Origin of the sequence: Fodinibius salsisoli, assembly GCF_026229185.1 — a bacterium.
Taxonomy (GTDB): domain Bacteria; phylum Bacteroidota; class Rhodothermia; order Balneolales; family Balneolaceae; genus Fodinibius; species Fodinibius salsisoli.
Genome location: NZ_JAGGJA010000005.1, coordinates 185,665 through 210,356, shown reverse-complemented (window position 1 = coordinate 210,356; position 24,692 = coordinate 185,665). Strand labels below are relative to the sequence as shown.

At 46.7% G+C, this 24,692-nt stretch carries 20 protein-coding genes; 15 read left to right on the top strand and 5 right to left on the bottom strand.

Annotation, left to right across the window (positions count from 1 at the left end):
* Nucleotides 1-9 precede the first annotated feature (9 nt).
* Entirely contained in the window at nucleotides 10-1,374 is a 1,365-nt protein-coding gene (locus J6I44_RS09150; RefSeq protein ID WP_265765777.1) for a Gfo/Idh/MocA family protein, read from the bottom strand.
* A 276-nt stretch (nucleotides 1,375-1,650) separates the two neighbouring features.
* Here J6I44_RS09150 and J6I44_RS09145 point away from each other — a divergent pair, with 276 nt between their 5' ends.
* Nucleotides 1,651-2,733, top strand: coding sequence for a Gfo/Idh/MocA family protein (locus J6I44_RS09145; RefSeq protein WP_265765776.1), 1,083 nt, complete (start codon nucleotides 1,651-1,653; stop codon nucleotides 2,731-2,733).
* A 393-nt stretch (nucleotides 2,734-3,126) separates the two neighbouring features.
* A complete protein-coding gene (gene yaaA / locus J6I44_RS09140; protein WP_265765775.1) occupies nucleotides 3,127-3,888 on the top strand; it encodes a peroxide stress protein YaaA in 762 nt (253 codons plus the stop codon).
* Between the two features lie 260 nt (nucleotides 3,889-4,148).
* Here the strand turns inward: yaaA and J6I44_RS09135 are convergent, their stop codons facing one another.
* Entirely contained in the window at nucleotides 4,149-5,603 is a 1,455-nt protein-coding gene (locus J6I44_RS09135; RefSeq protein ID WP_265765774.1) for a S10 family peptidase, read from the bottom strand.
* 367 nt (nucleotides 5,604-5,970) lie between these two features.
* Between J6I44_RS09135 and J6I44_RS09130 the strand changes: the two genes are divergently transcribed.
* The 4 genes from J6I44_RS09130 to J6I44_RS09115 all read left to right on the top strand — a co-directional run bounded on the left by J6I44_RS09130 (nucleotide 5,971) and on the right by J6I44_RS09115 (nucleotide 12,290).
* Entirely contained in the window at nucleotides 5,971-7,476 is a 1,506-nt protein-coding gene (locus J6I44_RS09130; protein ID WP_265765773.1) for a sodium-dependent transporter, read from the top strand.
* 43 nt (nucleotides 7,477-7,519) lie between these two features.
* Complete coding sequence (locus tag J6I44_RS09125) at nucleotides 7,520-8,035, top strand: class IV adenylate cyclase (protein WP_265765772.1); 516 nt, start codon at nucleotides 7,520-7,522, stop codon at nucleotides 8,033-8,035.
* 129 nt (nucleotides 8,036-8,164) lie between these two features.
* Nucleotides 8,165-9,727, top strand: coding sequence for a glycerol-3-phosphate dehydrogenase/oxidase (locus J6I44_RS09120; protein WP_434084231.1), 1,563 nt, complete (start codon nucleotides 8,165-8,167; stop codon nucleotides 9,725-9,727).
* A gap of 52 nt (nucleotides 9,728-9,779) precedes the next feature.
* Entirely contained in the window at nucleotides 9,780-12,290 is a 2,511-nt protein-coding gene (locus tag J6I44_RS09115; protein ID WP_265765770.1) for a glycoside hydrolase family 31 protein, read from the top strand.
* Nucleotides 12,291-12,298: 8 nt separating this feature from the next.
* Here the strand turns inward: J6I44_RS09115 and J6I44_RS09110 are convergent, their stop codons facing one another.
* Nucleotides 12,299-12,742, bottom strand: coding sequence for a BP74-related protein (locus tag J6I44_RS09110; protein WP_265765769.1), 444 nt, complete (start codon nucleotides 12,740-12,742; stop codon nucleotides 12,299-12,301).
* 299 nt (nucleotides 12,743-13,041) lie between these two features.
* Between J6I44_RS09110 and J6I44_RS09105 the strand changes: the two genes are divergently transcribed.
* Together J6I44_RS09105 and J6I44_RS09100 are read left to right on the top strand one after the other, a co-directional pair.
* Complete coding sequence (locus J6I44_RS09105; protein ID WP_265765768.1) at nucleotides 13,042-13,845, top strand: DUF3298 and DUF4163 domain-containing protein; 804 nt, start codon at nucleotides 13,042-13,044, stop codon at nucleotides 13,843-13,845.
* Between the two features lie 162 nt (nucleotides 13,846-14,007).
* Nucleotides 14,008-14,481 carry a hypothetical protein gene (locus J6I44_RS09100; RefSeq protein WP_265765767.1) on the top strand — a complete coding sequence of 158 codons (474 nt, stop codon included), beginning with the start codon at nucleotides 14,008-14,010 and terminating at the stop codon, nucleotides 14,479-14,481.
* A gap of 137 nt (nucleotides 14,482-14,618) precedes the next feature.
* On the opposite strand, the gene J6I44_RS09095 is transcribed toward J6I44_RS09100, so the two are convergent.
* Nucleotides 14,619-16,844: an amino acid permease gene (locus tag J6I44_RS09095; RefSeq protein ID WP_265765766.1), complete on the bottom strand. Its 2,226-nt coding sequence runs from the start codon at nucleotides 16,842-16,844 to the stop codon at nucleotides 14,619-14,621.
* A gap of 83 nt (nucleotides 16,845-16,927) precedes the next feature.
* Between J6I44_RS09095 and J6I44_RS09090 the strand changes: the two genes are divergently transcribed.
* The 7 genes from J6I44_RS09090 to J6I44_RS09060 all read left to right on the top strand — a co-directional run bounded on the left by J6I44_RS09090 (nucleotide 16,928) and on the right by J6I44_RS09060 (nucleotide 23,720).
* Nucleotides 16,928-17,359: an oxidoreductase gene (locus tag J6I44_RS09090; RefSeq protein ID WP_350356689.1), complete on the top strand. Its 432-nt coding sequence runs from the start codon at nucleotides 16,928-16,930 to the stop codon at nucleotides 17,357-17,359.
* A gap of 364 nt (nucleotides 17,360-17,723) precedes the next feature.
* Nucleotides 17,724-18,917, top strand: a complete 1,194-nt coding sequence (locus J6I44_RS09085) for a pyridoxal phosphate-dependent aminotransferase (protein ID WP_265765765.1) — start codon at nucleotides 17,724-17,726, stop codon at nucleotides 18,915-18,917.
* 145 nt (nucleotides 18,918-19,062) lie between these two features.
* A complete protein-coding gene (locus J6I44_RS09080; RefSeq protein ID WP_265765764.1) occupies nucleotides 19,063-19,332 on the top strand; it encodes an FmdB family zinc ribbon protein in 270 nt (89 codons plus the stop codon).
* Nucleotides 19,333-19,448: 116 nt separating this feature from the next.
* Nucleotides 19,449-20,051, top strand: coding sequence for a GbsR/MarR family transcriptional regulator (locus tag J6I44_RS09075; RefSeq protein WP_265765763.1), 603 nt, complete (start codon nucleotides 19,449-19,451; stop codon nucleotides 20,049-20,051).
* Complete coding sequence (locus tag J6I44_RS09070) at nucleotides 20,044-20,424, top strand: YraN family protein (protein ID WP_265765762.1); 381 nt, start codon at nucleotides 20,044-20,046, stop codon at nucleotides 20,422-20,424. Before J6I44_RS09075 ends, J6I44_RS09070 begins: the two co-directional genes overlap by 8 nt.
* Before the next feature lie 105 nt (nucleotides 20,425-20,529).
* Entirely contained in the window at nucleotides 20,530-20,835 is a 306-nt protein-coding gene (locus tag J6I44_RS09065; protein WP_265765761.1) for an FtsB family cell division protein, read from the top strand.
* A 122-nt stretch (nucleotides 20,836-20,957) separates the two neighbouring features.
* A complete protein-coding gene (locus tag J6I44_RS09060) occupies nucleotides 20,958-23,720 on the top strand; it encodes a putative LPS assembly protein LptD (protein WP_265765760.1) in 2,763 nt (920 codons plus the stop codon).
* 376 nt (nucleotides 23,721-24,096) lie between these two features.
* Here J6I44_RS09060 and J6I44_RS09055 read toward each other — a convergent pair whose 3' ends face one another.
* Nucleotides 24,097-24,690 carry a riboflavin synthase gene (locus J6I44_RS09055; RefSeq protein ID WP_265765759.1) on the bottom strand — a complete coding sequence of 198 codons (594 nt, stop codon included), beginning with the start codon at nucleotides 24,688-24,690 and terminating at the stop codon, nucleotides 24,097-24,099.
* Nucleotides 24,691-24,692 lie beyond the last annotated feature (2 nt).

Here is a 24,692-nt window from a genome sequence, read left to right as displayed (position 1 = left end):
ATTATTACTCTACGTGTAGCGTTGCACGGAAGAAGGAGAAGATCCTACGGTTGGGGGCTTGGCGGAAATACCTTCCACCGGACCAAATTCATAGGTCTCGGGACCCAGTCGAAGATTAGATTTGACCACCTCATCCCACGTAATATCTTCTCCGGTGTAAGCAGCCATCCGTCCCATAAGCGCCATCCGCGTAGATTTAACCATGGTCTCAGAATCATTAATATAGTTTCCGGTTCTGATGCCATTAACCAATTCTATATGCTCTTGTACATAAGGATTCTTAACCTTCCAAGTTGCATCTTCAGCATCACGCTCCGGGTAAGGATATTCCCAAATAAGCTCCCCGTCATGATTGTAGAGCGAGCCCGTTGCATCGGCATATCCTTTGGTGCCGGTAATATGCTGGATCTTGGAGTTATCACATCCATTAATCTGGCGGGTTGAACAGTTGACCCGTCGTCCATCCTCATAAATATACGAAACGCTGAAATGGTCAAATTTATCACCGGAGGCGTGATGGTTAGATCCTCCATAACCAGAGGCTTTAACCGGCCAGCTGCCCATATGCCAATTCATGACATCCAGCTCGTGGATAAACTGCTCTACATAATGATCCCCGGACAGCCAGCTAAAACTCTGCCAGTTACGCAGCATATACTCCATATCGGACCATTCCGGCTGGCGTTCTACCCACCAAATAGCTCCACCATTGCGTAAAATGTTGGCACTGATCACCTCACCTATTTGGCCATTGGCGACTCTTCGTTGCGTTTCCATAAAGTCTTTTTGATACCTGCGGATGGTACCACTTACCATACAAAGATTCTTCTCTCGGGCCTTTTGAGTGGTTGCCATCATCGCTCGCGCTCCCACGGGGTCTACGGCTACGGGCTTCTCCTGGAAAACGTGCTTTCCAGCTTCAATCGCCGCATCAACATGCATGGGCCGAAAATGTGGGGGCGTGGCAAATAGCACAATATCTACTCCGGAATCGATCACTTTTTGGTAGCTGTCGAAGCCGACATAACAATTTTCTTCCGGCACATTAATATCCCGGGCTTTCTTCAGGCGAGTGCGGCATTTCGTTAGCTGATCTTCGAAAACATCACCCAAAGCAACAATTTCCAGGTTGGGGCCGGCATCTACAAAATTAACAGCTGCACCGGTACCACGACCGCCACAGCCAACCAAACCAGCGCGCAGCGTTTCTCCTGCCGGAGCTTCATTCAGAAGGGAAAGTTGACTCTCTTCACGCAAACCTTGTACCGTATTCGTACTGGCACAGTTGGTTAGAAGACCGGCAGCACCTATCGTGCCTACAGCACTCCAGGCTGCTGTAGAAAGAAATTCGCGGCGACTTTGCTTATCATCCATAGATAATTATCCAGATATTTTTAGATTTTGACCTTATCAAGAATTTAAAAAGAATTGAATGAGTTAGCTCCTACTATTTCATTTCATAAACTAATCCCATATCATAAGTAATGAAGTGAAAAATAAATTTATTTTCAACAAACGATAAATAAATCTTCAGGCTTTTACTTTTTGTTACTTATTATGTTTTTGAAAGCCTATATGTTTATCTTCTGATCAGCCATTTTGGAATGGATTGATACAGTTCAATCAAAATTGAAATAAAAATTTTTTAGTATGCGAAATGACACCATTTCCGTTTTAGTTGTCGGTTGCGGCAATATGGGGACTTCCCATGCAAGAGCTTATCACAGGCTGGATGACGTAACCATCGTGGGGCTCGTCAGCCGGGGACCTGAAAGCCGAAAGCGACTTTCCGAAGAACTCGGAGGCTTGCCCACCTTTGATAACTATGAACAAGCACTTAAAAAAACGCAACCGGATGCCGTCTCGATCAACACCTACCAGGGGACCCATGCCGAATATGCTATTAAAGGGTTAGAGGCTGGTGCTCATGTATTTGTGGAAAAGCCTTTGGCGGAAACGGTGGAGGAAGCCCAGGCCGTTGTAGATGCTGCTGAGAAAGCAGACAAAAAACTGCTGGTAGGCTACATTCTGCGCCACCATCCCGGGTGGAAGCAATTCGTGGCTGAAAGCAAGAAATTGGGCAAACCCCTGGTGATGCGCATGAATCTCAACCAACAAAGCACCGGGCCCGAGTGGCAAGTACATAAGAATCTCATGTCAGCGATGTCTCCAATCGTAGATTGCGGTGTTCACTACGTGGATATGATGTGCCAAATGACGGAAGCCGATCCCACGGCCGTCCATGCCATAGGCGCGCGCTTAACTGAAGAGATCGACGAAGATATGTACAATTATGGGCAGCTCCAGGTTACCTTCTCCGATGGATCCGTCGGCTGGTATGAATCCGGATGGGGACCCATGATCAGCGAAACGGCCTATTTTATCAAAGATGTGATGGGGCCGGGCGGCAGCGTCAGTATTACGAAAAGTACCGAGGGCGACCCTCGCGGTAAGTCGGCTGATATCGAAGAACATACCCAAGTCAATACGTTGCTTGTACATCACTCTGATGTAGATGAAAACAGTAAACTGACCAAAGAAGATGAACTGTTAGAAACCCCCGATGAACCGGGTCATGATGAACTCTGCTATTTTGAGCAACAGCATTTTATCAACGCCATCCGGGAAGATCTGGACCTGACCGATCACATGCGGGCAGCCGTTCAGACCCTCCAGGTGGTGCTGGCTTGCGATGAATCCGTAAAAACGGGCAAAAGAATTACCTTAAAATAAGCTTATCCTATGGAAGGGGCTTTACAAAACCTCACTGTCATCGCGAACGAAGTGCGGCAACCTCCTTTTAAAGCCTCAATTCGGAGATTGCTTTCCCGAACCGTCGGGACAATGACAAACCGTATTTTCAATGGTTTTGAACAGGCCCTTCCGGAAGTCTCAGGCTTGAGTCTGCGCCCCTATAGCTACCCAAAAGCGAATCTTCAGACTGGTTCAAGTTTGTAACTTGGACCAGTTATCTTTGGCTTCGACACAAGTTACAGACTTTCATCCCGGGTCGTATGTAGATTTTAGAACGATTTAATTCTTCCCTCTGTTTTACACCTGTCCTCAGAAGGGTTACCTTCCATGAAATGTTAACTCCTTTAATCTATCCAATTTTAATTCTGTACCATGAAAATCGTTATTTCACCAGCTAAATCATTAGAATATGAACGAGAGCTTCCTGTTGATGAGGCCACACAGCCACAGTTTTTAGAGGAAGCAGAAACGTTGAATAATGTGCTGGCCGACAAATCAAAAGATGAGATTGCGGATCTGATGAGCATCAGTGAGAAACTCACCAACCTCAACTACGAGCGCTATCAAAAATTTTCCACACCTTTTACCAAAGACAATGCGCGCCCCTGCATTTATGCCTTTGACGGATCGGCTTACAAAGAGCTGGACGCTTATTCTATTGATAATGAGCATATCGACACCCTTCAAAATAGCCTGCGTATCCTTTCTGGAATGTATGGATTTCTACGTCCACTGGATTTGATGCAACCTTATCGGCTGGAAATGGGCACTAAGTTACAAGTCAACGGTCATGACCGGCTGTATGACTTCTGGGGAGACAGCCTGACCGAAGCATTAAATGACGAACTTGAAGATAATGAGCTGTTTGTCAACCTGGCCAGCAAGGAATACTTTAAAGCGCTGCAACCCCACAACTTAAAAGTAGATGTTGTAACCCCGAAGTTTAAGGACTTCAAAAACGGAGATTTAAAAGTCATTGGCTTCTACGCTAAAAAGAATCGCGGTACGATGTCGCGCTACCTCATTGAAAATGATGTGGATTCTTATGAAGGTCTGCTGGGCTTTAACGGCAACGATTACAGCTACAGTGAAGAGCATACCGAAGATAAGAACGAACCCGTTTTTATCCGCTAAAATCTATTTCCAAAAGCCTATTTCTAACGTTTGCAATGAAAAAGAGAGCCTTTTGCAGGCTCTCTTTTTTTACGATGAGTTGAAAAAGTGTATAGGATTGGGATTCCCTTCATGCAGGCTTGGCAAAACAAGCTTGTCATCCTGAATTTAGTTCAGGATCTCTTTTGAATAGCTATTTGGGGTATGTGAGATTCTGAAACGAGTTCAAAACGACAAGATGGTTAGGTTTTGCCAAGCCTGTTTAAACCTATCCCCTACCCTTAATTTCCGTACTGAGCAGGCACGCCCTCCTCAGGGATACTTTCTCGCACAAACTCCCGGATATCTTCATTGGATGTTTCCAGATCTTCGCTTCGCAGGTACATCATGTGTCCGCTGCGGTAGCCTTCAAACTGCAATCGGTCCCGCATTTTACCACTGGGATCCAGGTTCCACATCACATATTTGGCGGAGAAGTAATCCGTTGCCCCGTCAAAGTAACCTGACTGTACTAAAACCTCCAGGTTTGGATTCTCAGCCATAGCACCCCGCAGCATTTCGCCGGTTCGGTTTCCATCGTCATTCCACGGATGCACAGGTCCAGCCACATAATACTGTAAATCGGTCTTGAAACCGAGTTTCTCCTGCAAATAATAATTGATAGCCGGCGTAAAGGAATGCTTCCAGGAAGAATATTCGGGCCAATAATCATTGCGGTCGCCGGCGTCCGTCTTATCGATGCCCTTGTAGCGGGAGTCTAAACGACCAATCGTATAACCTTCTTCTCGAAGCAGTTCTTTCCAAAAAGCCATGGCAGGGACAGCAAGGTTATGATCGAGCACAAACGATTCGTTGAGGCCGGCATAACGTGCTACCTGGCTGGCCACTTCCTGTTTACGGCTCTCTTCGATAAAGCCTCCACGGGATAGGGCCGGCAAAAATTCCTCAATCGTATATTCCTCAACTTCGGGTAGCAGGTCATCCAAATCTCTCTGCTGCAAATCCTGCGGCAACTGATTGTGATACCATGCTGCTGCGGTGTAGTAAGGCAGTTTTAGCACTGAAGAGCGCGGCGAAGGGCCTGCCGGCTCCATGCCCAGCCCGGTTGGGGAAACGAGGACCACTCCATTCAGAAACATCCAGTGCCGGCTCTGCAGTTCGCCGGCGAGGCCTGATACTCGTGGCGTACCATAACTTTCGCCAATCAGGTATTTGGGCGATTCCCATCGTTCTTGCCGAGAGATAAAAGTGTCAATCCAGTCGGCCAGGTAATCAATATCCTCATTTACACCAAAAAACTGCTCCCGCTTGCCATCATTCAGGATACGAGAGAAGCCTGTGTTCACCGGATTCACGTACACAATATCGGCTACGTCAATAATCGACTGCGGGTTGTCTTCCACGCCATACGGCTGTACGGGGTATCCTTCATCACTTACCTTCAGGCGCTTGGGACTGGTATAGCCCAAGTGCATCCATAGCGAGGCAGCCCCGGGGCCACCGTTAAAGGAAATAAATATCGGACGGTTATCATCGTCCTCTACATCTGTGCGTCGGTAGTAGGTATAAAATAATGAAGCATCTGTTTTACCGTCATCCCCAAACACCGGCTGTGTGCCAACCGTCACTTCGTAAGGCACTTCAGTTCCCTTGACCGTCACTTCATCGGTGGAGACAATCGTCGTATCGGCGGGTAATGTTCGCTGCTGCGCCCAGCTGATTGTGGTATAAACCATTACTAAACTGAATAGAGCGACGAAAGAAGCCAAGCTTTTAATTAGTGAATATGACAATAACCGCATGGTAGTTGATCATTTTTTGATGTTCGTTACGTATCTATGCTCAGTTAGATATATCTAACTATTTTTAATAGGATAATTGCCTGCCGGACTATTTCCAAAAGAGGATGCCAATGTTTACAACAATTTATAATCTGGCCTCAGAAAACATTTCTATTATACGTAATGCGGTTATCGATTGAAACCAACTTTTAAAATCTGGTAATTCTTTCATTCTTACGGTTGCCACTCGTCAAAAAAATGATTAAAAATAGAAGCTTACTGCTACATATATCATGGCAACCTTAACTATCCACTTATTTTTATGAGTTCCAATAAATCGAAGGGTGACCTTTTTTCATCGAAACTGGGTCTAATTTTAAGTGTCTTGGGCATTGCCGTTGGGACCGGTAATATCTGGCGCTTCCCCCGTATTGCCGCACAAAACGGGGGGGCAGAAGGGGCCGGGGCTTTTTTGATCGCCTGGATCAGCTGCCTTTTCCTCTTTTCCATTCCTCTGATCATCGCTGAGTATGGTATCGGCCGGCACGGGCGAAAAGGCGTAATTGGTTCATTCATAAAACTGGTGGGCCGTAAATTTGGCTGGATGGGCGGCTTTATCGGCTGTGTGGCCACTGCCATCATGTTTTACTATAGTGTGGTGGCCGGATGGTCACTCTTTTATTTGGTCGAATCCATTGGTTCTAATCTGCCTACCAGCGTAGACCAGGCCCAAGTAGTATGGGATGGCTTCCAGGGGTCAATGTGGCCTTCAGTTTTCCATGCGCTGATGATGATTATGGGGGGCATTGTCGTTGTCAAAGGCATTTCTTCCATCGAACGTATTAACAAAATCCTCATCCCTTCGCTACTGCTCGTCGTTGTCATTTCATTAATTCGCGCTGTTACGTTATCTGGAAGCATGCAGGGGCTTGAGTATCTTTTTACACCCGACTGGTCTACCCTCTCCCAACCCAGCCTATGGCTCGAAGCGCTCACCCAGAATGCTTGGGATACCGGCGCCGCCTGGGGACTTATCCTGACCTACGGAGCTTATATGCGCAAGCAGGATGACATTACTATCAGTGCTTTCCAAACGGGCATTGGCAACAACATTGTGTCTTTGCTGGCTGCCATGACTATTTTTGCCACCGTCTTCGGGACCCTCGGCAGCAGCATGGGCAATGGCGAAATCCTTGAAGTCATGCGCACTTCCGGTCCGGCATCCACCGGATTAACCTTTATGTGGATGCCCCAGCTTTTCAACCAGATGGCCGGTGGACCTGTTTTTGCAATTTTATTTTTCCTTGGACTCACTTTCGCCGCCTTCAGCTCCCTCATCTCCATGATAGAACTGGCAAGCCGCGTATTTGTAGATATGGGCATTTCCCGCAACAAGGCGACCGTGTTTATCTGTATCGCTGGTTTCCTATTCGGAATGCCCTCGGCTTTATCCGTAGATATCCTGGCTAATCAGGATTTTGTTTGGGGCGTCGGCTTGCTGGTTTCCGGGGCGTTTATGTCGTTCGCTATCATCCGCTTTGGTCCCGAACGATTCCGAAACGAAATCGTCAATAATGGCGAGCAAAAATACACCCTCGGTGGCTGGTGGCAGGTCATCATCAAATATGTGGTCCCAGTAGAAGTAATCTCGCTACTCATCTGGTGGATCTATTTAAGTATTACAGCTTACGCACCAGATACCTGGTATAATCCTCTCAGTGCCTTTTCTGTAGCCACCATCGTAGTGCAGTGGGGTATTGTGATGGGGCTTTTGTATCTTTATAACGGACCGATTACCGAGAAAACAATCCGAGAACCAAGCTCTTGATTCTACCTCATGTATCTTCAAATTAACACTTAGAACTCACAGCATGTCACTCCTTAATATAGAAATTAAAGCACGCTGTAAATATCCGGCCATGATCCGTAAGAAGCTCGAACTACAGGGTGCTGAGTACAAAGGCAAGGACCACCAAATAGACACCTATTTTGATGTACCCGATGGACGGCTAAAGCTACGGCAGGGAACCATCGAACAGAACCTCATTTTCTATCGTCGTTCTGATTCCAAAGCTCCCGAAGCCTCGGATATCGACTTGGTGCCCGCCGAACATCCTGAAGCACTCAAAGAACTACTTCAAAATGCGCTGGATGTAAAAACCATCGTCGATAAGCAGCGCGAGATCTACTTTATCGATAACGTGAAGTTCCATATTGATGACGTTGAGCAGCTGGGTCACTTTGTAGAAATTGAAGCCATCGACGAAGATAACACCATAGGCAAAAAAAAGTTGCACAAACAGTGCCGCAAATACATGCAGCTGCTCAATATTTCAAATAAGGATCTGGTAGCTGAATCCTATTCCGATTTATTGATGAAATTATGAACTTACCTATTTTTCATTTTCTTTTTTAAAATCTAAATCTTTAATTGCGATATAATTTAAGGGCAAAGGAATTGATATAGCGGGATTATTTTATGATAAGCCACAACATAGACCAGAATATTTATGACTTTGGATAGAGACGAGCTTATCACACAACTCCAGGATGACCCCGTGATTTGGGATTTCATCATTATCGGGGGAGGAGCCACGGGACTTGGAACTGCCGTAGAAGCAGCTTCACGCGGTTATCGTACCCTTCTGCTGGAGCAACATGATTTTGCCAAAGGCACCTCCAGCCGCAGTACCAAGCTGGTCCACGGCGGGGTTCGCTACCTGCGACAGGGCAACGTATCCCTGGTGCTGGAAGCGCTTCGGGAGCGGGGACTACTGCGCCAAAACGCTCCGCATCTCGTCAAGAATCAATCGTTCATTGTCCCAAACTACGACTGGTGGGAAGGCCCGTTTTATGGTATTGGACTAAAAATATATGATAAACTGGCCGGCGACCTCGGGCTCGGTCCATCCGAAAACCTGTCGAAGGAAGAGACCTTAGCCAAAATACCGACGCTCGAACCAGATGACTTGAACGGAGGCGTCATTTATCACGATGCTCAATTCGATGACTCTCGTCTGGCCATCAATTTACTACAAACACTTTTCGACCATGATGGCATTGGGATCAACTATATGGAAGTAACCGACCTGCTAAAAGCCAATGGCCTGATTTCCGGCGTCAAGGCAGAAGACAGGGAAGGCAACCATACCTTTGAACTACAGGCCCGTGCGGTTATTAACGCCACAGGAATCTTTACCGACAGCATACGTAAGATGGACGACCCCGATAATCGCGAGTTGATACGTCCCAGTCAAGGCGTACATATTGTGCTGGATGAATCCTTTCAGCCGGGGGAAAGCGCGATTATGGTTCCAAAAACAGATGACGGGCGTGTGCTGTTTGCCGTACCCTGGCACGATAGGATTATTGTCGGCACTACCGATACGCCCATTGAGGCTCCCTCACTGGAACCGCGTGCTAAAGAAGAGGAGGTCGAATTCCTGCTCACTCATGCCGCCCGGTATCTTACCAAGGATCCAGAACCCGAGGATGTACTAAGTGTTTTTGCCGGTATTCGTCCATTGGTCGCCAATAAAAATAGCAAAGATACTTCTTCCATTTCTCGGGACCATTCACTAATTATAGATCCCTCCGGGTTAGTGACCATTGCCGGGGGAAAGTGGACTACATACCGCAAAATGGCTGAAGACACCATCGACGAGGCCACTATGGTAGCCGGACTTGATGAACGGGAATCTATTACGGATAACCTTCGCCTGCATGGCTGGCTAAAAAATTCTGATGCGGCCGATCCCTTTGAACTCTACGGATCGGATGCTCTTGCCCTTAAGAAAATTGCTTCTGAACAAGCCGATGGTAACCCACAACTGCATCCAAACCTGCCTTACACACCGGCCGAGGTAATATGGGCGGCCCGTAGTGAAATGGCCCGTACCGTAGAAGATGTGCTTGCCCGCCGAACCCGGGCCCTCTTGTTGGATGCACGGGCAAGTATAGAGATAGCCGAGCCCGTAGCAAAGCTGATGGCAAGAGAACTAAATTACGACCATCAATGGGTCACCAATCAGGTAGAAACTTATACGGAGCTTGCTAAAGGCTATTTTCTGTCTCCCTGATACATTATCAAAACAATATTCTATGTAATTACCACTACTAACTGCTTGCTTTATGGCCAAAAAAGAACCTGTAGAATCAACTGTTACAGAAGAAGCGGATGACGGTCGCCAACCCGATGTCATCTCCAAACACCGTCCGGATCAAATTGAAAATGTTGATCAAAAAGGACCCCATATTACCTTTACCACGGCCAATGGGATCGAACTACACCTTACCGTTCACACCCCGGAAATCATTCAGCTGAAGTATTACCTGGAGGGCGATCTTCGATCCGACTTTTCTTATGCAGTAGATCCAGAATTTACCCCCCCGGAGCCCAATTTTATCCTCGAAGAGCAACAAGAAACCTTCATAATTACTACCAAGGCCTTAGTCTGTCGCGTTAGCAAGAAAAACCTGCTGGTCCATTTTTATGATACCGAGGGCAATGCGCTTTGCCAGGATAAAGCGGGCTTTTATCGACGGGAAAGCATTATGAAGGGCATCCGGGAAATAAAAATTACCAAGCAGCATTCCGAGAACATCCACTACTTTGGTCTCGGTGACAAAGTCTGTAAAGATAAATTAAAAGGAGAGGCATTTGAAAATTGGAATACCGATGCCTTCGAATATAAACGTGGCGACGATCCGCTCTATCGAAGCGTTCCCTTTTATATGGCACTCAATGACGGTCAGGCTTATGGTATTTTCCTTGACAATACCTACCGTAGCCGTTTCGACTTCGGCAAGAAGAAGAAAAAGACGACCAGCTTCTCGGTCGAAGGCGGTATTATGAACTACTACTTTATCTATGGTCCCGAGCTGACAACCGTCTCAGAACGCTATGCTCAGCTAACCGGAACGCCCGATATGCCCCCGATGTGGGCACTGGGCTATCATCAATGCCGATGGAGCTACTATCCCGAATCGCGTGTACGAGAGCTTGCCGACACCTTCCGCAGTAAACAAATTCCATGCGATGCCCTATACCTTGATATCGACTATATGGATGGCTACCGCTGTTTCACCTGGAATAATGACCATTTCCCTGATCCTAAAGCCATGATTGAGGATCTTAAAGAACAGGGTTTTGAGACCATTGTAATGATTGATCCCTGTATTAAAGCCGACAAGGACTATTTTGTGTACCAGCAGGGTAAGGAAAACGATTTCTTTTGCAAACGTCCCGATGGGGAAACAATCCTGGCACCGGTCTGGCCTTCCACATCCGCCTTTCCGGATTTTACCCATCCCAAAGTACGCGACTGGTGGGCCGATCTGTATGAAGATCACATTGCAGCAAAAAAGGTAAGCGGTATCTGGAATGACATGAATGAGCCGGCCGTCTTTGAGGTGGACCATAAAACATTTCCCGATAACATCCGCCATGATTACGATGGCCATGCCTGCAGCCACAAGAAAGCTCATAACATCTATGGCATGCAGATGGCCCGTGCCTCGTACCGGGGAATTAAACAGCATAATGCTGAAAAACGTCCCTTTCTGCTTACCCGAGCCAACTTTGCGGGCGGCCAACGCTTTGCGGCCCTGTGGACCGGCGACAACATAGCCAGCTGGGATCATCTAAAGCTGGCTAACGAACAGTGCCAGCGCCTCAGCATTTCGGGTTACTCTTTTGTGGGAACGGATATCGGGGGATTCGTAGATGATCCCACCCCTGAGCTTTTTACCCGGTGGCTGCAGTTGGGTATCTTTCACCCACTCTTCCGCAATCATACTATGGGCTTTAATGTGGATGGGTCCGCTGCCGTTGATGAACAGGAAATAGAACAAAAGAAGAAACGAAAACCCACCTCTGACCAAGAACCGTGGGCTTACGGAGAAAGATATACCGATATCAACCGATCGGTTATTGAGCTTCGCTACCGGTTACTGCACTATCTGTATACTACCTTTTACGACCATATCAATAAAGGTACGCCTATCCTTCGCCCATTAGCCTACGAGGATCAGTCTGACGCTCGGTCTATCCATCAAACCGACGCTTTTATGTTTGGACCGGATATCCTCGTCTCCCCGGTGCTTGCCAAAGGTAAAAAAGTGGTGAAAACTTACTTTCCCAATGGACTCTGGTACGACTACCGCACCAATGAACCCTATGTAGGGAAACACAGCTATAATATTGATGCCCCCATCACTGATATCCCATTCTTCGTTAAGGCTGGAACCGTACTCCCACTCCGTGAGGTCATGCAATATACCCAAGAGCGAGATCCCAAAACATTGGATCTCAACATTTACTATGGACACCAGCCATCAACCAGCGAGCTGTATGAGGATTCCGAAGAAGGATATGACTATGCCAAAGGGTATTATCGCTATACCAAATTTAACCTGTATCCGGATGAGGAGCAGGATTCGTTACAACTAACAGCTGATCGCGAAGGTTCCTATGCCCCACCTTATCGCGAGGTTAAAATTAATATTATTGGCCTGCCCTTTGAACCAGAAGAAATCAATGTGGATGGTGAAGCGGTATTATTTAGTCGTACTTCTGAGGAAAAGGGGGCGGTATATCATTTCCATACTCAACCGGATTTTGAAACGATCATAATACAGTAATAGACGACTTACTCTACCTTAGCTTCCGCAGAAACAACGGAGGACCACGGGCAAAAAGTACCGACTTGATCCACCCAATAGTCAAGGTCTTCTTCTACCATTCCGGGCCGGCCGTCACACACTTCGGCTGAAACCTCAACAAGGTCCCACTGTCCGGGCACAAAATGCCAACTCCAACGACTGTTATACTCCTTGCTTCCGCGGGCAATCGTCCCATGGATATGCAGATTACGTTGATCCATCGGCTTCGATAATTCATCCTCTACCTTGCTGATTACCTCCGGGCTGGAGGTCTTAGCTACAAAAGTATAGTTGATTTCTTCTCCCTGGTGAGTAAACTCAAAATAATGTGGACTTTCATTATCAGGGCCTGAGTTGTTATTACAGTTCGTAACAAAACCAATAAACAACGCTAACATAATAACAGAAAGTCGGTGAGTGGTAAATATCATAATTTTGTCTTTAATATATGATAAATAGTGATCAAAAACGCTCTGCCAGTGCTTGCCTCTTTGTACGAATGCACCTGTATATTATTGCCCGCATCAACGATACGCGGAATAAATTCCCTTGCTGAGGTTTATAGATCCCATTATTGAGTTGTTCCTAAAATGGAACAGTCAATCGTGATGGATCTTATCCTCCTGCATTGCTTAATAGGCAAATATCTGAGCTACACACTGAGAATTTCCCCGCTATTATGTACCTTATCGCAATCTTCATCCGGATGACAACTCCAAAATATGTTACTATGACCAATTCCCATTCTGATATCACCTCTTGTCTTTGCTCCCTTATGCTTATCCTTGCTATTTGTATAACCAGCGGATGTGACCAGGAACCGGCGCCCGATCCAATCAACAAAGATTTGCCTTTACAAGTGCAGGATTCTACCGACCACTATATTTACGAGGTGCGGTTTCCTGCAGCCATTCGTTATAATGATATGCTCCGAAGGGAACTCCAGGGATATGCCCAAAGCCAACGAACAGATTTCATCTCTTTCTTTCAACAGGATTCCATTCCTGATGGGCCTATTTATCCCTGGCAGCTGAGCCTTGACTTTACGGTATTTGATTCCACGAAACGGTTTACCAGTATTCTCGGGCAAGGCTACACCTATACCGGTGGCGCCCACGGGAACCACTTTTATAAAACGGTAAATTACGATAACTCCGGTAAGCACTTCATCCGGTTAACCGACCTCTTTGCGGATTCTACGGCCTTACATCCGGTCAGCGAGTATAGCCGCAAAAAAATTGTATCCGAGCTTACACAAAGAATATCTGTTCTCACCGACTCCGCAGATTCCACCCAAGAACTTTCAATGAGTTCCCTGGGCTGGATCAACGACGGCACAGCGCCCGACTTCCCTTTTTTCCAACACTTCCTGCTGGCTCGCCCCGGCCCTAATGGACATCCCACGGGGCTCCAAATTTTCTTTCCCCCCTACCAAGTGGCAGCATATGCGGCCGGCTCTTTTGATATTTTTGTACCCGAATCTGTCTTTAAGGACCAACTTACCCCCAAAGGACGAAAATTATTCCAGCAATAATCCCGTAAATGGCGGAAATCCTTTGTCTATCATGGCAATTAAAACAGGCCCTATTTCCATTAATAATTATTAATCTTATTGCCTGTGAATAATTAATTATCTAACGTATAAATTATTGTTCTTATATAACTTACCCATAAATAAAAGAGGGAGGTAAACAACATGAACAAATTACTTGCAGGGACGCTTTTCCTATGTTTTATGGCAATGTCCAGTCTATCCGGCTTTGCCCAGGAAATGGAAACTCCCAAAGCGAAGAAAATGGAAGGCCACACCTGGCACCAGGTGGTAATGGTAAAATTCAAACCCGGTAGTATGGATGAAGCCAAAAGTCTTATCCATGACCACTTTATGAAAGCCGGTATGTCATCAGAGACCGAAGGTCCCCAAATGATGCAATTCAAATCCGGAGAATGGGACATGATGTTTATTTGGAAGATGGATAACATCAGCGATATGGACTGGGAGGTAACGCCTGATGACGAAAAATGGTGGGCTGAAATGGCGAAGCAGGAAGGCGGAATGGACAAAGCCATGGCCGTTATGAAAAAATACCTGGATTTAGTTCACAACAGCACCTCATACCTGGCCGTTTCTGAAGCCATGCCGATGGAACAGATGAGTAGTAATGAGTAACAACTAAATTTCTATTCTTATTAATTTCTAAGGCTTTAGATCGATAATCCCCGTTTGTTCTTCCTTCAACAAGACAAGAAGCAGCGGGGATTTTTTGTGTGGCCTGAAACCGGGTATTATTCCTTAATCAACAAACCCTACGCCAAAATATTCTCATTGCCCGAGTCGGCCACAAATACGCAGGCCGACTGCGTTTGCTCTACGTAGGAACGGAGTTCATCCAAATCAGGATTTTTGGGTAAGCCAAGGAGGTCAAGGTCCGCTTGGGGGGCATGCTGTATAGCTTCTGCAAAGGTACCGATTTGAACATGAGCCTGCACATCGGGAAGGCGTGCTGCTTCCAGCAGGTTTTTGAGATAGCGGTAGGCCTCCTTAACCTGTGCTTGCTCAACTGCAGTGATAATCCGCATCTCAGCCTTCCAGTTTACCTTGAGCTTATAAGCCGTCAGCAGGGCCAGGTCCATGTTGCCCAGCTCCATGCTCAGATCCCATTCTGGGCTCTGTTCCCTGACCCACACATTAATGGAGGAACTTCTTCCCAGCTGTGCAATAGGGTCTTCTACGTAAAGCTGTATCCCCATATTGTTATTCCGGGCTTCGTTGATGATGGCGTAGAGCTCTTCATCATATCGTTTATAAGTTGGCAAACGGAGAAACAGGATATTGGGCCTAAAGAAGGTGCCTTGCAGCGTCTGCAGGGAATTAAGGACGGCATCCTTAAAATCATCGGAGTCGATAATACTCCATTGGGTATAAACATTTTCTCGGCTAAAGGAGATGGCAAAATCCATCAGCGAATCCCGGAACGCACTGCTTTCGTTATTGCCGCTCATGCCCACCAGCTTTACCGATCCCTTGGGATACACCAGATTGCGGATAAGGCTGAAACTGCCCCGCAATTCCCGAGCACTGCGTACCGGCACCAGCAGGTTGGCTTTCCACGCGCGCTCGTTGTTTTCCGGGAGCCCGGATACCCGCTTCGCCGCCCATTCGGCCAGAGATACAAAAAGACCGCTCCGCATATCGCCGTGTGGCACATGCAGCTCACGGTTGGTCAGGTACAGGTAGGTAATAATGACAAAGCCGAGGGCAATGAGTCCAAAGGTAGAGTTGATGATAAACATGGTAAACAGGCACCCCACGGTGCCCAAAAACGGCACAAACTTGGGTATTTTGAACGTCGGTCGAAAGCTGATCATGTCCATCCGTTGCTCGATGAAGACCACCAGATTAATCATCATATAGGTGATCAGGAAAAACATCGTAATGAGTGGTGCAATGGTGTTCAGATCTCGTACCATCAAGGTTGCCAATACCAGCCCTCCGGTCATCATAATCGCGTTGCGTGGTTCTCCATTATCTGCCAGCTTTGAGAAGACCTCCCCTCGCGGAAAGATTTTATGATCGCCCAGCGCCTGCAGAATTCGAGGTGCTCCCACGATAGAAGCCAATGCCGATGAAAAAGTGGCACCCAGCAGCCCGAACAGCACCATAGGCGACCAAAAGGCATAATCGATCATCACATTATAGTTGCTCACCAGCTCATCCACCGGGGCCACCCGGGCCATCCAATAACCGGAGGCCATATATACTAAATAACTAATACCAATAGCTGTGAGCGTGCCCAGCGGGATACTTTTTTTGGGATTTTTGAGCTCGCCCGACATGTTGGCCCCGGCCATAATACCAGTTGCGGCTGGAAAGAAAACAGCAAATACTACCCAAAAACTTCCTCCCTGGAAATTATCGTCCGGAGCCCCGGGAAAAGTTCCCCACCACTGGATGTTGTATTCCATTGCCCCCGAAAAGACACTGGCTATCACTGAAATAAGGGCACCGGCAATGACTGCCAAAATTAAATATTGGATACGAAAAGCCAGCTGAGCACTCAGATAGGCCACCGTAAATAACAAGCCGAAGACAATGATATCGACGAGAAGGGCATAATGACCTGGGAATATATACAGCCAACCCTCCCGGAAACCAAAGATATACATGGTAATTGCAAAGGTCTGTGCCAGATACAGCGGCAGGCCTACACTGCCCCCCACCTCCAGTCCCAATGACTGCGAAATAATGGAATAGGCTCCGCCAGCCTTTATACGTATATTCGTGGTAATGCACGACATCGACAGCGCTGTAAATGTAACGATGATAAAGGCCAGGGTGATAATCAGCCATCCGCCCAGCAAGCCGGCATTCCCGATCACCCATCCTTGCCGCAAAAACAGGATCACCCCCAAGATGGTCAACAGTGTTGGAACAAATACACCCCCAAAGGTACCGTACTTTTGTTGTATTGTGGACTCGTGATCCTCAACCTGTTCTTGCAGCGAATATTCTTCCGTGGTTTCGTTATTCATAGACTCCCTCATTTATTCTAACTTACAAAGCCGTACCTCTCATCTCACTCTAATCAATCTATGAAATCACCCACAATGAGTAAATTTATTTTTATGACAGGGATAATCTGATTTCCCAACCTAAAGAGCTGTATGAATACATCATCCGCAGGTTAAACACAGACTATGAGTTGTCCTATCTGGAGCTCGTAGAACCACTGGCTGACTTAAGTGGACATCCCCACCTGGCACAAAATGTGCTGGAGTATTACGGTTCCTTTTATGACGGGCTTCTTATGACTAACGGCAATTATAACCGTGAGGAAGCCATTGAATTGGTGGAATATGGAAAGGCGGATTTGGTCTCTTTTGCTCGTCTGTTCCTGGCTAACCCGGATCTTCCAAAGCGCTTCAAACAGAATACCCCGCTTAATGAACCGAACCAGAAGACCTTTTACGGCGGCGGAGCAGAGGGCTATACCGACTACCCGTTCTTGGGAGAGAAAGAGGAAGAAGTTAAAATAGAAGCAGAATAAGCCTTCTCCTCCCTTTCTATTTGTATTATGTTCATGGCACGAGGCTTTGAGCTTCGTGCCATGAATTATCAGACCATGTCTCTCGTTTTGTTAAGCTGTGATGCAGCGAATGGTTTCCCTTCTCCCTCAACATCCCGGACTTACAAATTTTGCTACAACAAATGGCCAAAGCCGAAGCGTGATAATACCATCCAACGTAAGATACCTAACGACCGAGGAATGAAAGTTTTTTACATTCCGACTTAACAAACAATAGCCTTAAAAAGAAACAATACTATCCCAAAGTCCTTTTAGAATTAGAGCCCACTTTTTTCTATTTTCAGTCTCTTATTAAATTGAATATCAAAATTGAAGAATTAAACCAATGATTTCTAATCGCGCTCAAGCCGTTGCTCCATCCGCAACCCTGAAAATTTCCTCCAAAGCCAAGGAGCTCAAACGGCAGGGCAAATCTATCATTTCGCTAAGTGCCGGCGAGCCGGACTTTAAAACGCCGGAACATATTTGTGATGCAGCTATCCAGGCCATTAAGGATGGGTTTCACGGCTACACAATGAATACCGGAACCCCAGAGCTGCGTGAGAGCATCTCTATCAAACTGCAGCGCGATAACGATCTTTCGTACGATCCGTCACAAATTATCTGTACCAATGGCGGTAAACAGGCGCTGGGTTTCAGCTTGCTGGCGATGCTCAATGAAGGAGATGAAGTAATCATCCCGGCTCCATTTTGGGTTTCTTATCCCGAGATGGTTAAGATGGCGGATGGTACGCCCGTAACGGTACGAACGTCATTCGAAAACAACTACCGGATGAGTGCCGAACAACTCGAAGAAGCCATTACTGATAGCACCAAGGCGCTGATCCTCTGCTCGCCTTCCAACCCTTCAGGCACCTGCTATACGGCCAAAGAGCTGGAAGCTATTGCCGAAGTACTACGCGATCATCCGGAAGTGAATATCATTACGGATGAAATTTATGAGTATATCGTCTTTGACGGCGATCATGTCGGCATCCTGAATGTAGCCCCGGACCTGAAAGACCGAACGGTGTATATCAACGGATTTTCTAAAGGCTTTGCTATGACGGGCTGGCGCCTGGGCTATATGGCCGGTCCACAGGAGTTTGTGGATGCCGTTGCCAAAATCCAGAGCCAGGAAACATCGGCTCCCTCCTGCATTTCCCAAAAGGCGGGTGAAGCAGCCTACCGCGGGGATCTTTCTGCGGTCAATAAAATGAAAGCCTCCTTCAAGAAACGTCGCGACTTTATCGTTGAACGTCTTTCTGCTATCGATGGTGTTAAGTGCTTTAAGCCGTCCGGTGCTTTCTACGTATTCCCCGACATTTCCCACTATCTGGGCACAACCACCAAAGGCGGTGACAGCATCAAGACCAGCACTGATCTATGCTTGTACCTGATTGAAGAGCAAGGCTTAGCAGCCGTCCCCGGTGATGCTTTTGGGGAGCCTAATGGGATGCGCCTTAGCTACGCCTCGGCAATGGAGGATCTGGAAGAAGCTATGGATCGATTGGCGAACGGATTGGCTGACTTGGCCTGAAAATATGACCAATCATAAAGTTTGGCACACTTTATGCTATATTGAGATCCAACTCATGAGGTATAAACCACCTCATTTAGGGAACCCCTTAAGGGATTTTCCCTTTTATGTAACTCACGATTTATTATGGTAAAATATTAACATTATGCCCACATACGAATACAAAAGAGAAGACGGAACCACTTTTGAAATTAAACAAAGCATTAATGATGATGCTTTGGAACAATGTCCCGAGACCGGCCAGAAAGTAAAACGCGTTATTTCGGGTGGCGGCGGTGTTGTCTATAAAGGCGACGGCTGGTACGTAACCGACTATAAAGACGGTGACCGTAAAGAAAAACGAGCTAAAGCTGCCGACAAGACGAATGGTGCGAGCACTGCGAAGAAATCCACTGATAAAGCTACAGCAGACTAACGGAGGCTTTTCGAAGTGTTATATTGAATACAATCATCATTTCAACGGAGGGCTTTCCGCTTCGTTCAGGATGACAAAGTGGTTGTACAAAAATCCTAAATGAAATTTTATTTATTGTGCCCGAAGAACGATCCCATACCCATGAAGAAGCATTGGAGCAATTTGTGCTGCTCTGGGGTGAGATGGCTTCGGCCTGGGGCATCAACAAGACGATGGCCCAGATCCATGCCCTGCTCTACGCGGAATCCGATCCTTTGGATACGGATGCCATTATGGCCCAGCTGGATATTAGCCGCGGCAATGCCAATATGAATTTGCGGAACCTGCTGCAGTGGCAGCTCATCCATAAAGTACATTTCAAGGGGAGCCGCAAGGATTATTACACCGCCGAAAAGGAAGTCTGGAATATTGTGGCTACCATCATTCGGGAACGACAACAGCGCGAAGTAGCTCCTATCCGCGAAAATTTAAATGAATGCCTGCAGCTCTTTGAAGATAAGGAGTCGCTTTCGAAAGAAGAGATAGACTTCCGTGAGCGCATCGAAAGCTTTACCGAGTTCCTGGAAATGTTTGAACGCTTTACCGAAGCGCTGCTGCCCTACATTAATAAGCGCAACCTTAAGTTCCTTAAACATCTTGTTAAGCTTGCAGAAATGAAACACTCCATCACCGGCCGTGAACCCTCATCTCCTTCCATCAAACCTGAAGATCATGAGTAATAAAACGACGCGCGAAATTGGCGACGAAGGTGAGGACCTTGCCGTAGCTTTTCTGGAGTCTAATGGATATACCATCCTCGAACGCAACTATCATTTCGAACACGCAGAAGTTGATATTGTTGCTTATGATAATGCCTCCTGCATTGTGTTTGTAGAGGTTAAGACACGCTCATCCAACCAGTATGGAGAACCGGAAGAGTACATTGATGAAGAGAAGAAACAGAACGTCTATAAAGCCGCCGAAGCCTGGGTTTATGAGCGTAAAATGGATGGCGCTCCTATCCGATTTGATGTAATTTCTGTTTTGCAGGCTTCTGGGGAAGCACCGGAAATCAAACACTTTGAAGAAGCTTTTACCCCCGGACGCAACTAAACAGTAACCTGCTTAAGTTATTCTGTGCCGCTTATTGCGATTCAACTACTTTTTGTCGTATTTTCTTAACAGGTTATTGTTGCTAATTTATCGGATAGAGGCTATATGAATCTTCAGAATTTAAATCCCCTGCGCTGGCGAAAGTCATTCCTGGCCCTCATCTTGGGAGGCTTTATATTCATTTGGTTTGCCTTTATCGATACATACAGCCTGTGGACACGCATCCAGCTCAACTACCAGATGGATGAACTTCAATCCAAAAAGGAAAAACTCCAAAAAGAGACACTGATCCTCAAAGAAAAGATTGAAGACTTAAAAAATGACCCAACCCTGCTGGAACGTATTGCCCGGGAAGAATACGGCATGAAAAAAGAGGGCGAAACAGTATATAAAATTAAAGAAGTAGAATAGTTTTACTCTTATTTTAATACTTCATTTCTTATCACTTCTGCCTTATACTAAGTAGGCTTTTATGATGTTGTATTATTTAAGCGATATACTCCAACCGTAACCCCTGTTTCTGTACTTTTCTAATGGATAACTGCTTAACATATTTAGGCCGTCTTTTTTGCTGGAAAAGCGGCATCTTGTTAGTGCTTATCCTGGGCGTACATATTTCTTCGTATGCTCAAATTCTGGATCAACCCAATACCGGACAGGAACGTAACCGGCCAACTTCTACACAGGGAATACCGGAGGGAGCAGGGCAAGGGACCTCAGCACAGGGAGTAGCTCCAACACCCGAACAAGAGGGACAGGTTAACTTCCAGTCTTCAGACTCTCTCGTTTTTGTCTTCGATACCAGTCGTACTGCTACATTACATGGCTCAGCCTCGGTCGCTCACCAATCCGGGCAGCTGAAGGCCGGAAAAGTTTCGATGAATATCGACAACAATATTGTGAGTGCTAATTCTCCCAGTCCTGAAGATACACTCTCGCACCCCGTACTCATTCGTGAGAATGACAAGGTCCGCAGCAACCGTATTGATTATAATTATCAGACCGAAAAAGGACGATTCGAGGTGGCGCGCGTCAATATTCAGGATGGTAATATCATTGGCACAAAAGTTAAAAAAACGGCCCCTCATGTGGTCTTCCTGGAGGATGCCAAATACTCAACCTGCATGCTTGACCACCCTCACTACTACATCCGGGCCGACCGTATGAAAGTAGTGGATCAGGAAAAGATTTTCTTCGAACGAGCCCGGCTGTTCATCCTGGATATTCCCTACCCACTTGTCTTTCCTTTTGGATACCTGCCGGGTAAATTTGACCAAAAACAATCGGGGCTTCTGGAAGCCACCTATGCCTTCCAGCAGAAGGAAACGCGCGGACTTGGCCTGCAGAATATTGGCTGGTTTCAATATTTCAATGACTACCTTACCGGCCAGGTCTCTTTCGATATTTTTACCTCCGGCTCCTACTTTGTAGACTCACGTCTCAATTACCGAAATCGAGATAAGTACAGTGGCAATGTTCAGATTGGGTATTCCCATGATAATTCTGGCCTTGAACCTACAGATCCGGGCTATCAAACGACGGTGCAAAAACAATTGCGGCTCAACCATCAGCAGGATTTTTCTCCTTATGCCAGTTTGAGTGCTAACATTAACCTGCGCACAGCCGACTACCTTCAGCAGAATTCCTACGATCCGAATGACCGAGCTGAAACCAGCACCAGTTCCAACGTTAATTACCGGTACCAGCACCCGGAAAATACCTACCGTTTTGATGTTTCCATACGCCAGAATCAAAATTTTAAGACTAATACTACACGCCTGACAGGTCCCAATTTCAATTTTAGCCTGAAACGGTTTTCTCCTTTTGAAAATGAACAGACCACGGCCGAAGAGAGTGCATGGTACGAGAACTTATCGGTGAGCTATAAAAATTCGTTTGACTCAGAGTTCAACTACCAACCTACTCGCCGCGATTCGGCCCGTTATAACTGGTTCGAGGCTCTTACGGATCCTAATATTTATCGCCAGGCGACTGACGATGATGACTATATTCAGTATGGCTTTCAGCAACAGGTTGACTTTAGCCTGGGACAGCTTTTGTCAAGCCCATTTTTAAATCTGAGCGCAAATGCCAACTATAATGAATACTGGTTTCCTACCAGCACTCGTAAAGTGTTTTTACCGGACTCCAACGAAGTGGTTGAACACAAGATTCGAGGTTTTAACACCGCCCGTGACTTTTCTACCAGCCTGAGCTTTTCTACTACCGTCTATGGGATGGCCAATGCCAAGATCGGCAAGCTGGAGGCCTTCCGGCATACCCTTCGGCCCTCCCTCTCGCTCAGCTATCGCCCTGACTTTAGTGATGATTTCTGGGGATTCTACCGCACGGTGCAGACGGGTCCTGAACGAGAAGATGGCACCGTTCCAGAAGAACGCTACTCCATTTTTGAAAACGAAGTCTTTAGAGGCCCGGGAATGGGAGAGCAACGCTCGCTGGGCATCAGCATCAACAACACTTTTGAAGCCAAAAAGGTGAGTCGAGATTCCACCGGTGAAAAGCAAGAAGAAGTCGTTCGGCTTATTGACCAGCTTAGCATGAACACCAATTATAACTTTGCCGCCGACAGTATCAAGCTTTCCGACCTTAATACCTCTTTTTCAGCCCGAATTATTGAAGGATTGAGTATCCGGGCTGGTGCGAACTTTAATTTTTATGAACGCGACGAAGACGGCCGAAAGATTGACGATTATCTACTTACCAATTCCGGTAAACCTTTTGAAATGACGAGCTTTAACGCCAGCACCAGCTATTCATTTAGCTGGGGAAAAAGCGGCGGGCTACAGCCCCGAGATCAAAAAACATACTTCCCCGCGACCTATGATCCGCTCAATCAGCGTATGTTCCACCCGGTGGATCCTCACTTTGGCACCCAACCGGTACAAGACTTTAACTCTCCCTTTTCATTCAACGTCAATTTTAGCTATCGGTGGAATTTAAATCCAACGGGGAACAATCGCACTTCGGCGACGATCAATGCCAGTAACATCAATCTTAAATTAACTCCGAAGTGGGATTTCCGTACCCAGGTGGGTTACGATTTTGTGCGAAAGGAACTCACGCCTTCTCAATTCTCGCTCAGCCGTAACCTGCACTGCTGGGATCTTTCATTCACCATGAACCCCTTTGGTGACAGCCAATATTACTTCTTCTCCCTGCGAATCAATGCCGGACGCCTGCAAGGGATTATCCAGAAACTTCCTATTCTTAACAACCTGGAACGCAGCTCCACCTCCACAGGGCGGCGCCCACCCCGAGGTTTTGGCGGTTATTAAGTGTTGTTATTGGTTAATGGGTACAATGGTTATTAGTATCTCCAACAGCCATGGAGGTCAACTTTAAAGTGTCAGGGGTATGGAAAAACAGAAAAAAGGATAGCCGGACTGTAGAGCCAAATTCATTTCGCTTATCAAAGTTCAGACTTTGCTGCGTGTACGGGAGAAGTAGTAATGGTGACAAGGAATCTCAAATGAGAGCCAGGCTTACCACTCATCGGATGAGTATGAACCAGCTCGAATCCCCGTGCTAAAGATGAGGATGGTCCTTTGTTACATAGCTTCATAGTGTTTGCCCCGTAAAACTGAGCTCCTGCCCTCGCGGAACCTTATTCCATTCGGACTATTTCCCAAAAGTTTGGGGCCGCTGAAGAATTTATTCGCCGCGGTTTTGCAGGTAGTTGACCACGTACTTGCCCAACACATCAAACTCCAGATTTACCGTGTCACCTGCTTTTTTGGCTTTCAGGTTAGTATGTTCATAGGTATAAGGAATAATAGCAACCGTAAATTGATTTTGCTCCGTTCGGGCCACCGTCAGGCTAATGCCATCCAGGGCGATACTTCCGCGGCCTACAATCAGCGACTGGTGCTCTGCAGGATAGGATATGGTAATAAGATAGTCGGTGCCTTCCTGCTCAATCTCTTCAATGGTTCCGGTCGCATCTACATGCCCCTGCACCAAGTGGCCGTCTAACAACTGATCGGGTCGCAATGAGCGTTCCAGGTTGAGTACATCACCTTCTTCCAAAGCCCCAATGTTGGTCTTTCGCAGCGTCTCCTCCACGCTCTGCACGGTAAAGGTAGTGTCGCTGCAGTCGGTTACGGTATGGCAAACCCCATTGATGCTAATACTCTGGTCAACGGCTAACTCATCGGCAAAATTACTGGCAACAGTTAACTCTTTGCCGCCATCCAGCGGGTGAATGCTTATCACTTTACCAACGTCTTTAATAATTCCTGTAAACATCT

Excerpts from the sequence above, each read along its gene's own strand:
- J6I44_RS09150 (WP_265765777.1), bottom strand. The coding sequence starts at position 1,374 with ATGGATGATAAGCAAAGTCGCCGCGAATTTCTTTCTACAGCAGCCTGG.
- J6I44_RS09145 (WP_265765776.1), top strand. The coding sequence starts at position 1,651 with ATGCGAAATGACACCATTTCCGTTTTAGTTGTCGGTTGCGGCAATATG.
- yaaA (WP_265765775.1), top strand. The coding sequence starts at position 3,127 with ATGAAAATCGTTATTTCACCAGCTAAATCATTAGAATATGAACGAGAG.
- J6I44_RS09135 (WP_265765774.1), bottom strand. The coding sequence starts at position 5,603 with ATGGTTTATACCACAATCAGCTGGGCGCAGCAGCGAACATTACCCGCC.
- J6I44_RS09130 (WP_265765773.1), top strand. The coding sequence starts at position 5,971 with ATGAGTTCCAATAAATCGAAGGGTGACCTTTTTTCATCGAAACTGGGT.
- J6I44_RS09125 (WP_265765772.1), top strand. The coding sequence starts at position 7,520 with ATGTCACTCCTTAATATAGAAATTAAAGCACGCTGTAAATATCCGGCC.
- J6I44_RS09115 (WP_265765770.1), top strand. The coding sequence starts at position 9,780 with ATGGCCAAAAAAGAACCTGTAGAATCAACTGTTACAGAAGAAGCGGAT.
- J6I44_RS09110 (WP_265765769.1), bottom strand. The coding sequence starts at position 12,742 with ATGATATTTACCACTCACCGACTTTCTGTTATTATGTTAGCGTTGTTT.
- J6I44_RS09105 (WP_265765768.1), top strand. The coding sequence starts at position 13,042 with ATGACCAATTCCCATTCTGATATCACCTCTTGTCTTTGCTCCCTTATG.
- J6I44_RS09100 (WP_265765767.1), top strand. The coding sequence starts at position 14,008 with ATGAACAAATTACTTGCAGGGACGCTTTTCCTATGTTTTATGGCAATG.
- J6I44_RS09095 (WP_265765766.1), bottom strand. The coding sequence starts at position 16,844 with ATGAATAACGAAACCACGGAAGAATATTCGCTGCAAGAACAGGTTGAG.
- J6I44_RS09085 (WP_265765765.1), top strand. The coding sequence starts at position 17,724 with ATGATTTCTAATCGCGCTCAAGCCGTTGCTCCATCCGCAACCCTGAAA.
- J6I44_RS09080 (WP_265765764.1), top strand. The coding sequence starts at position 19,063 with ATGCCCACATACGAATACAAAAGAGAAGACGGAACCACTTTTGAAATT.
- J6I44_RS09070 (WP_265765762.1), top strand. The coding sequence starts at position 20,044 with ATGAGTAATAAAACGACGCGCGAAATTGGCGACGAAGGTGAGGACCTT.
- J6I44_RS09065 (WP_265765761.1), top strand. The coding sequence starts at position 20,530 with ATGAATCTTCAGAATTTAAATCCCCTGCGCTGGCGAAAGTCATTCCTG.
- J6I44_RS09060 (WP_265765760.1), top strand. The coding sequence starts at position 20,958 with ATGGATAACTGCTTAACATATTTAGGCCGTCTTTTTTGCTGGAAAAGC.
- J6I44_RS09055 (WP_265765759.1), bottom strand. The coding sequence starts at position 24,690 with ATGTTTACAGGAATTATTAAAGACGTTGGTAAAGTGATAAGCATTCAC.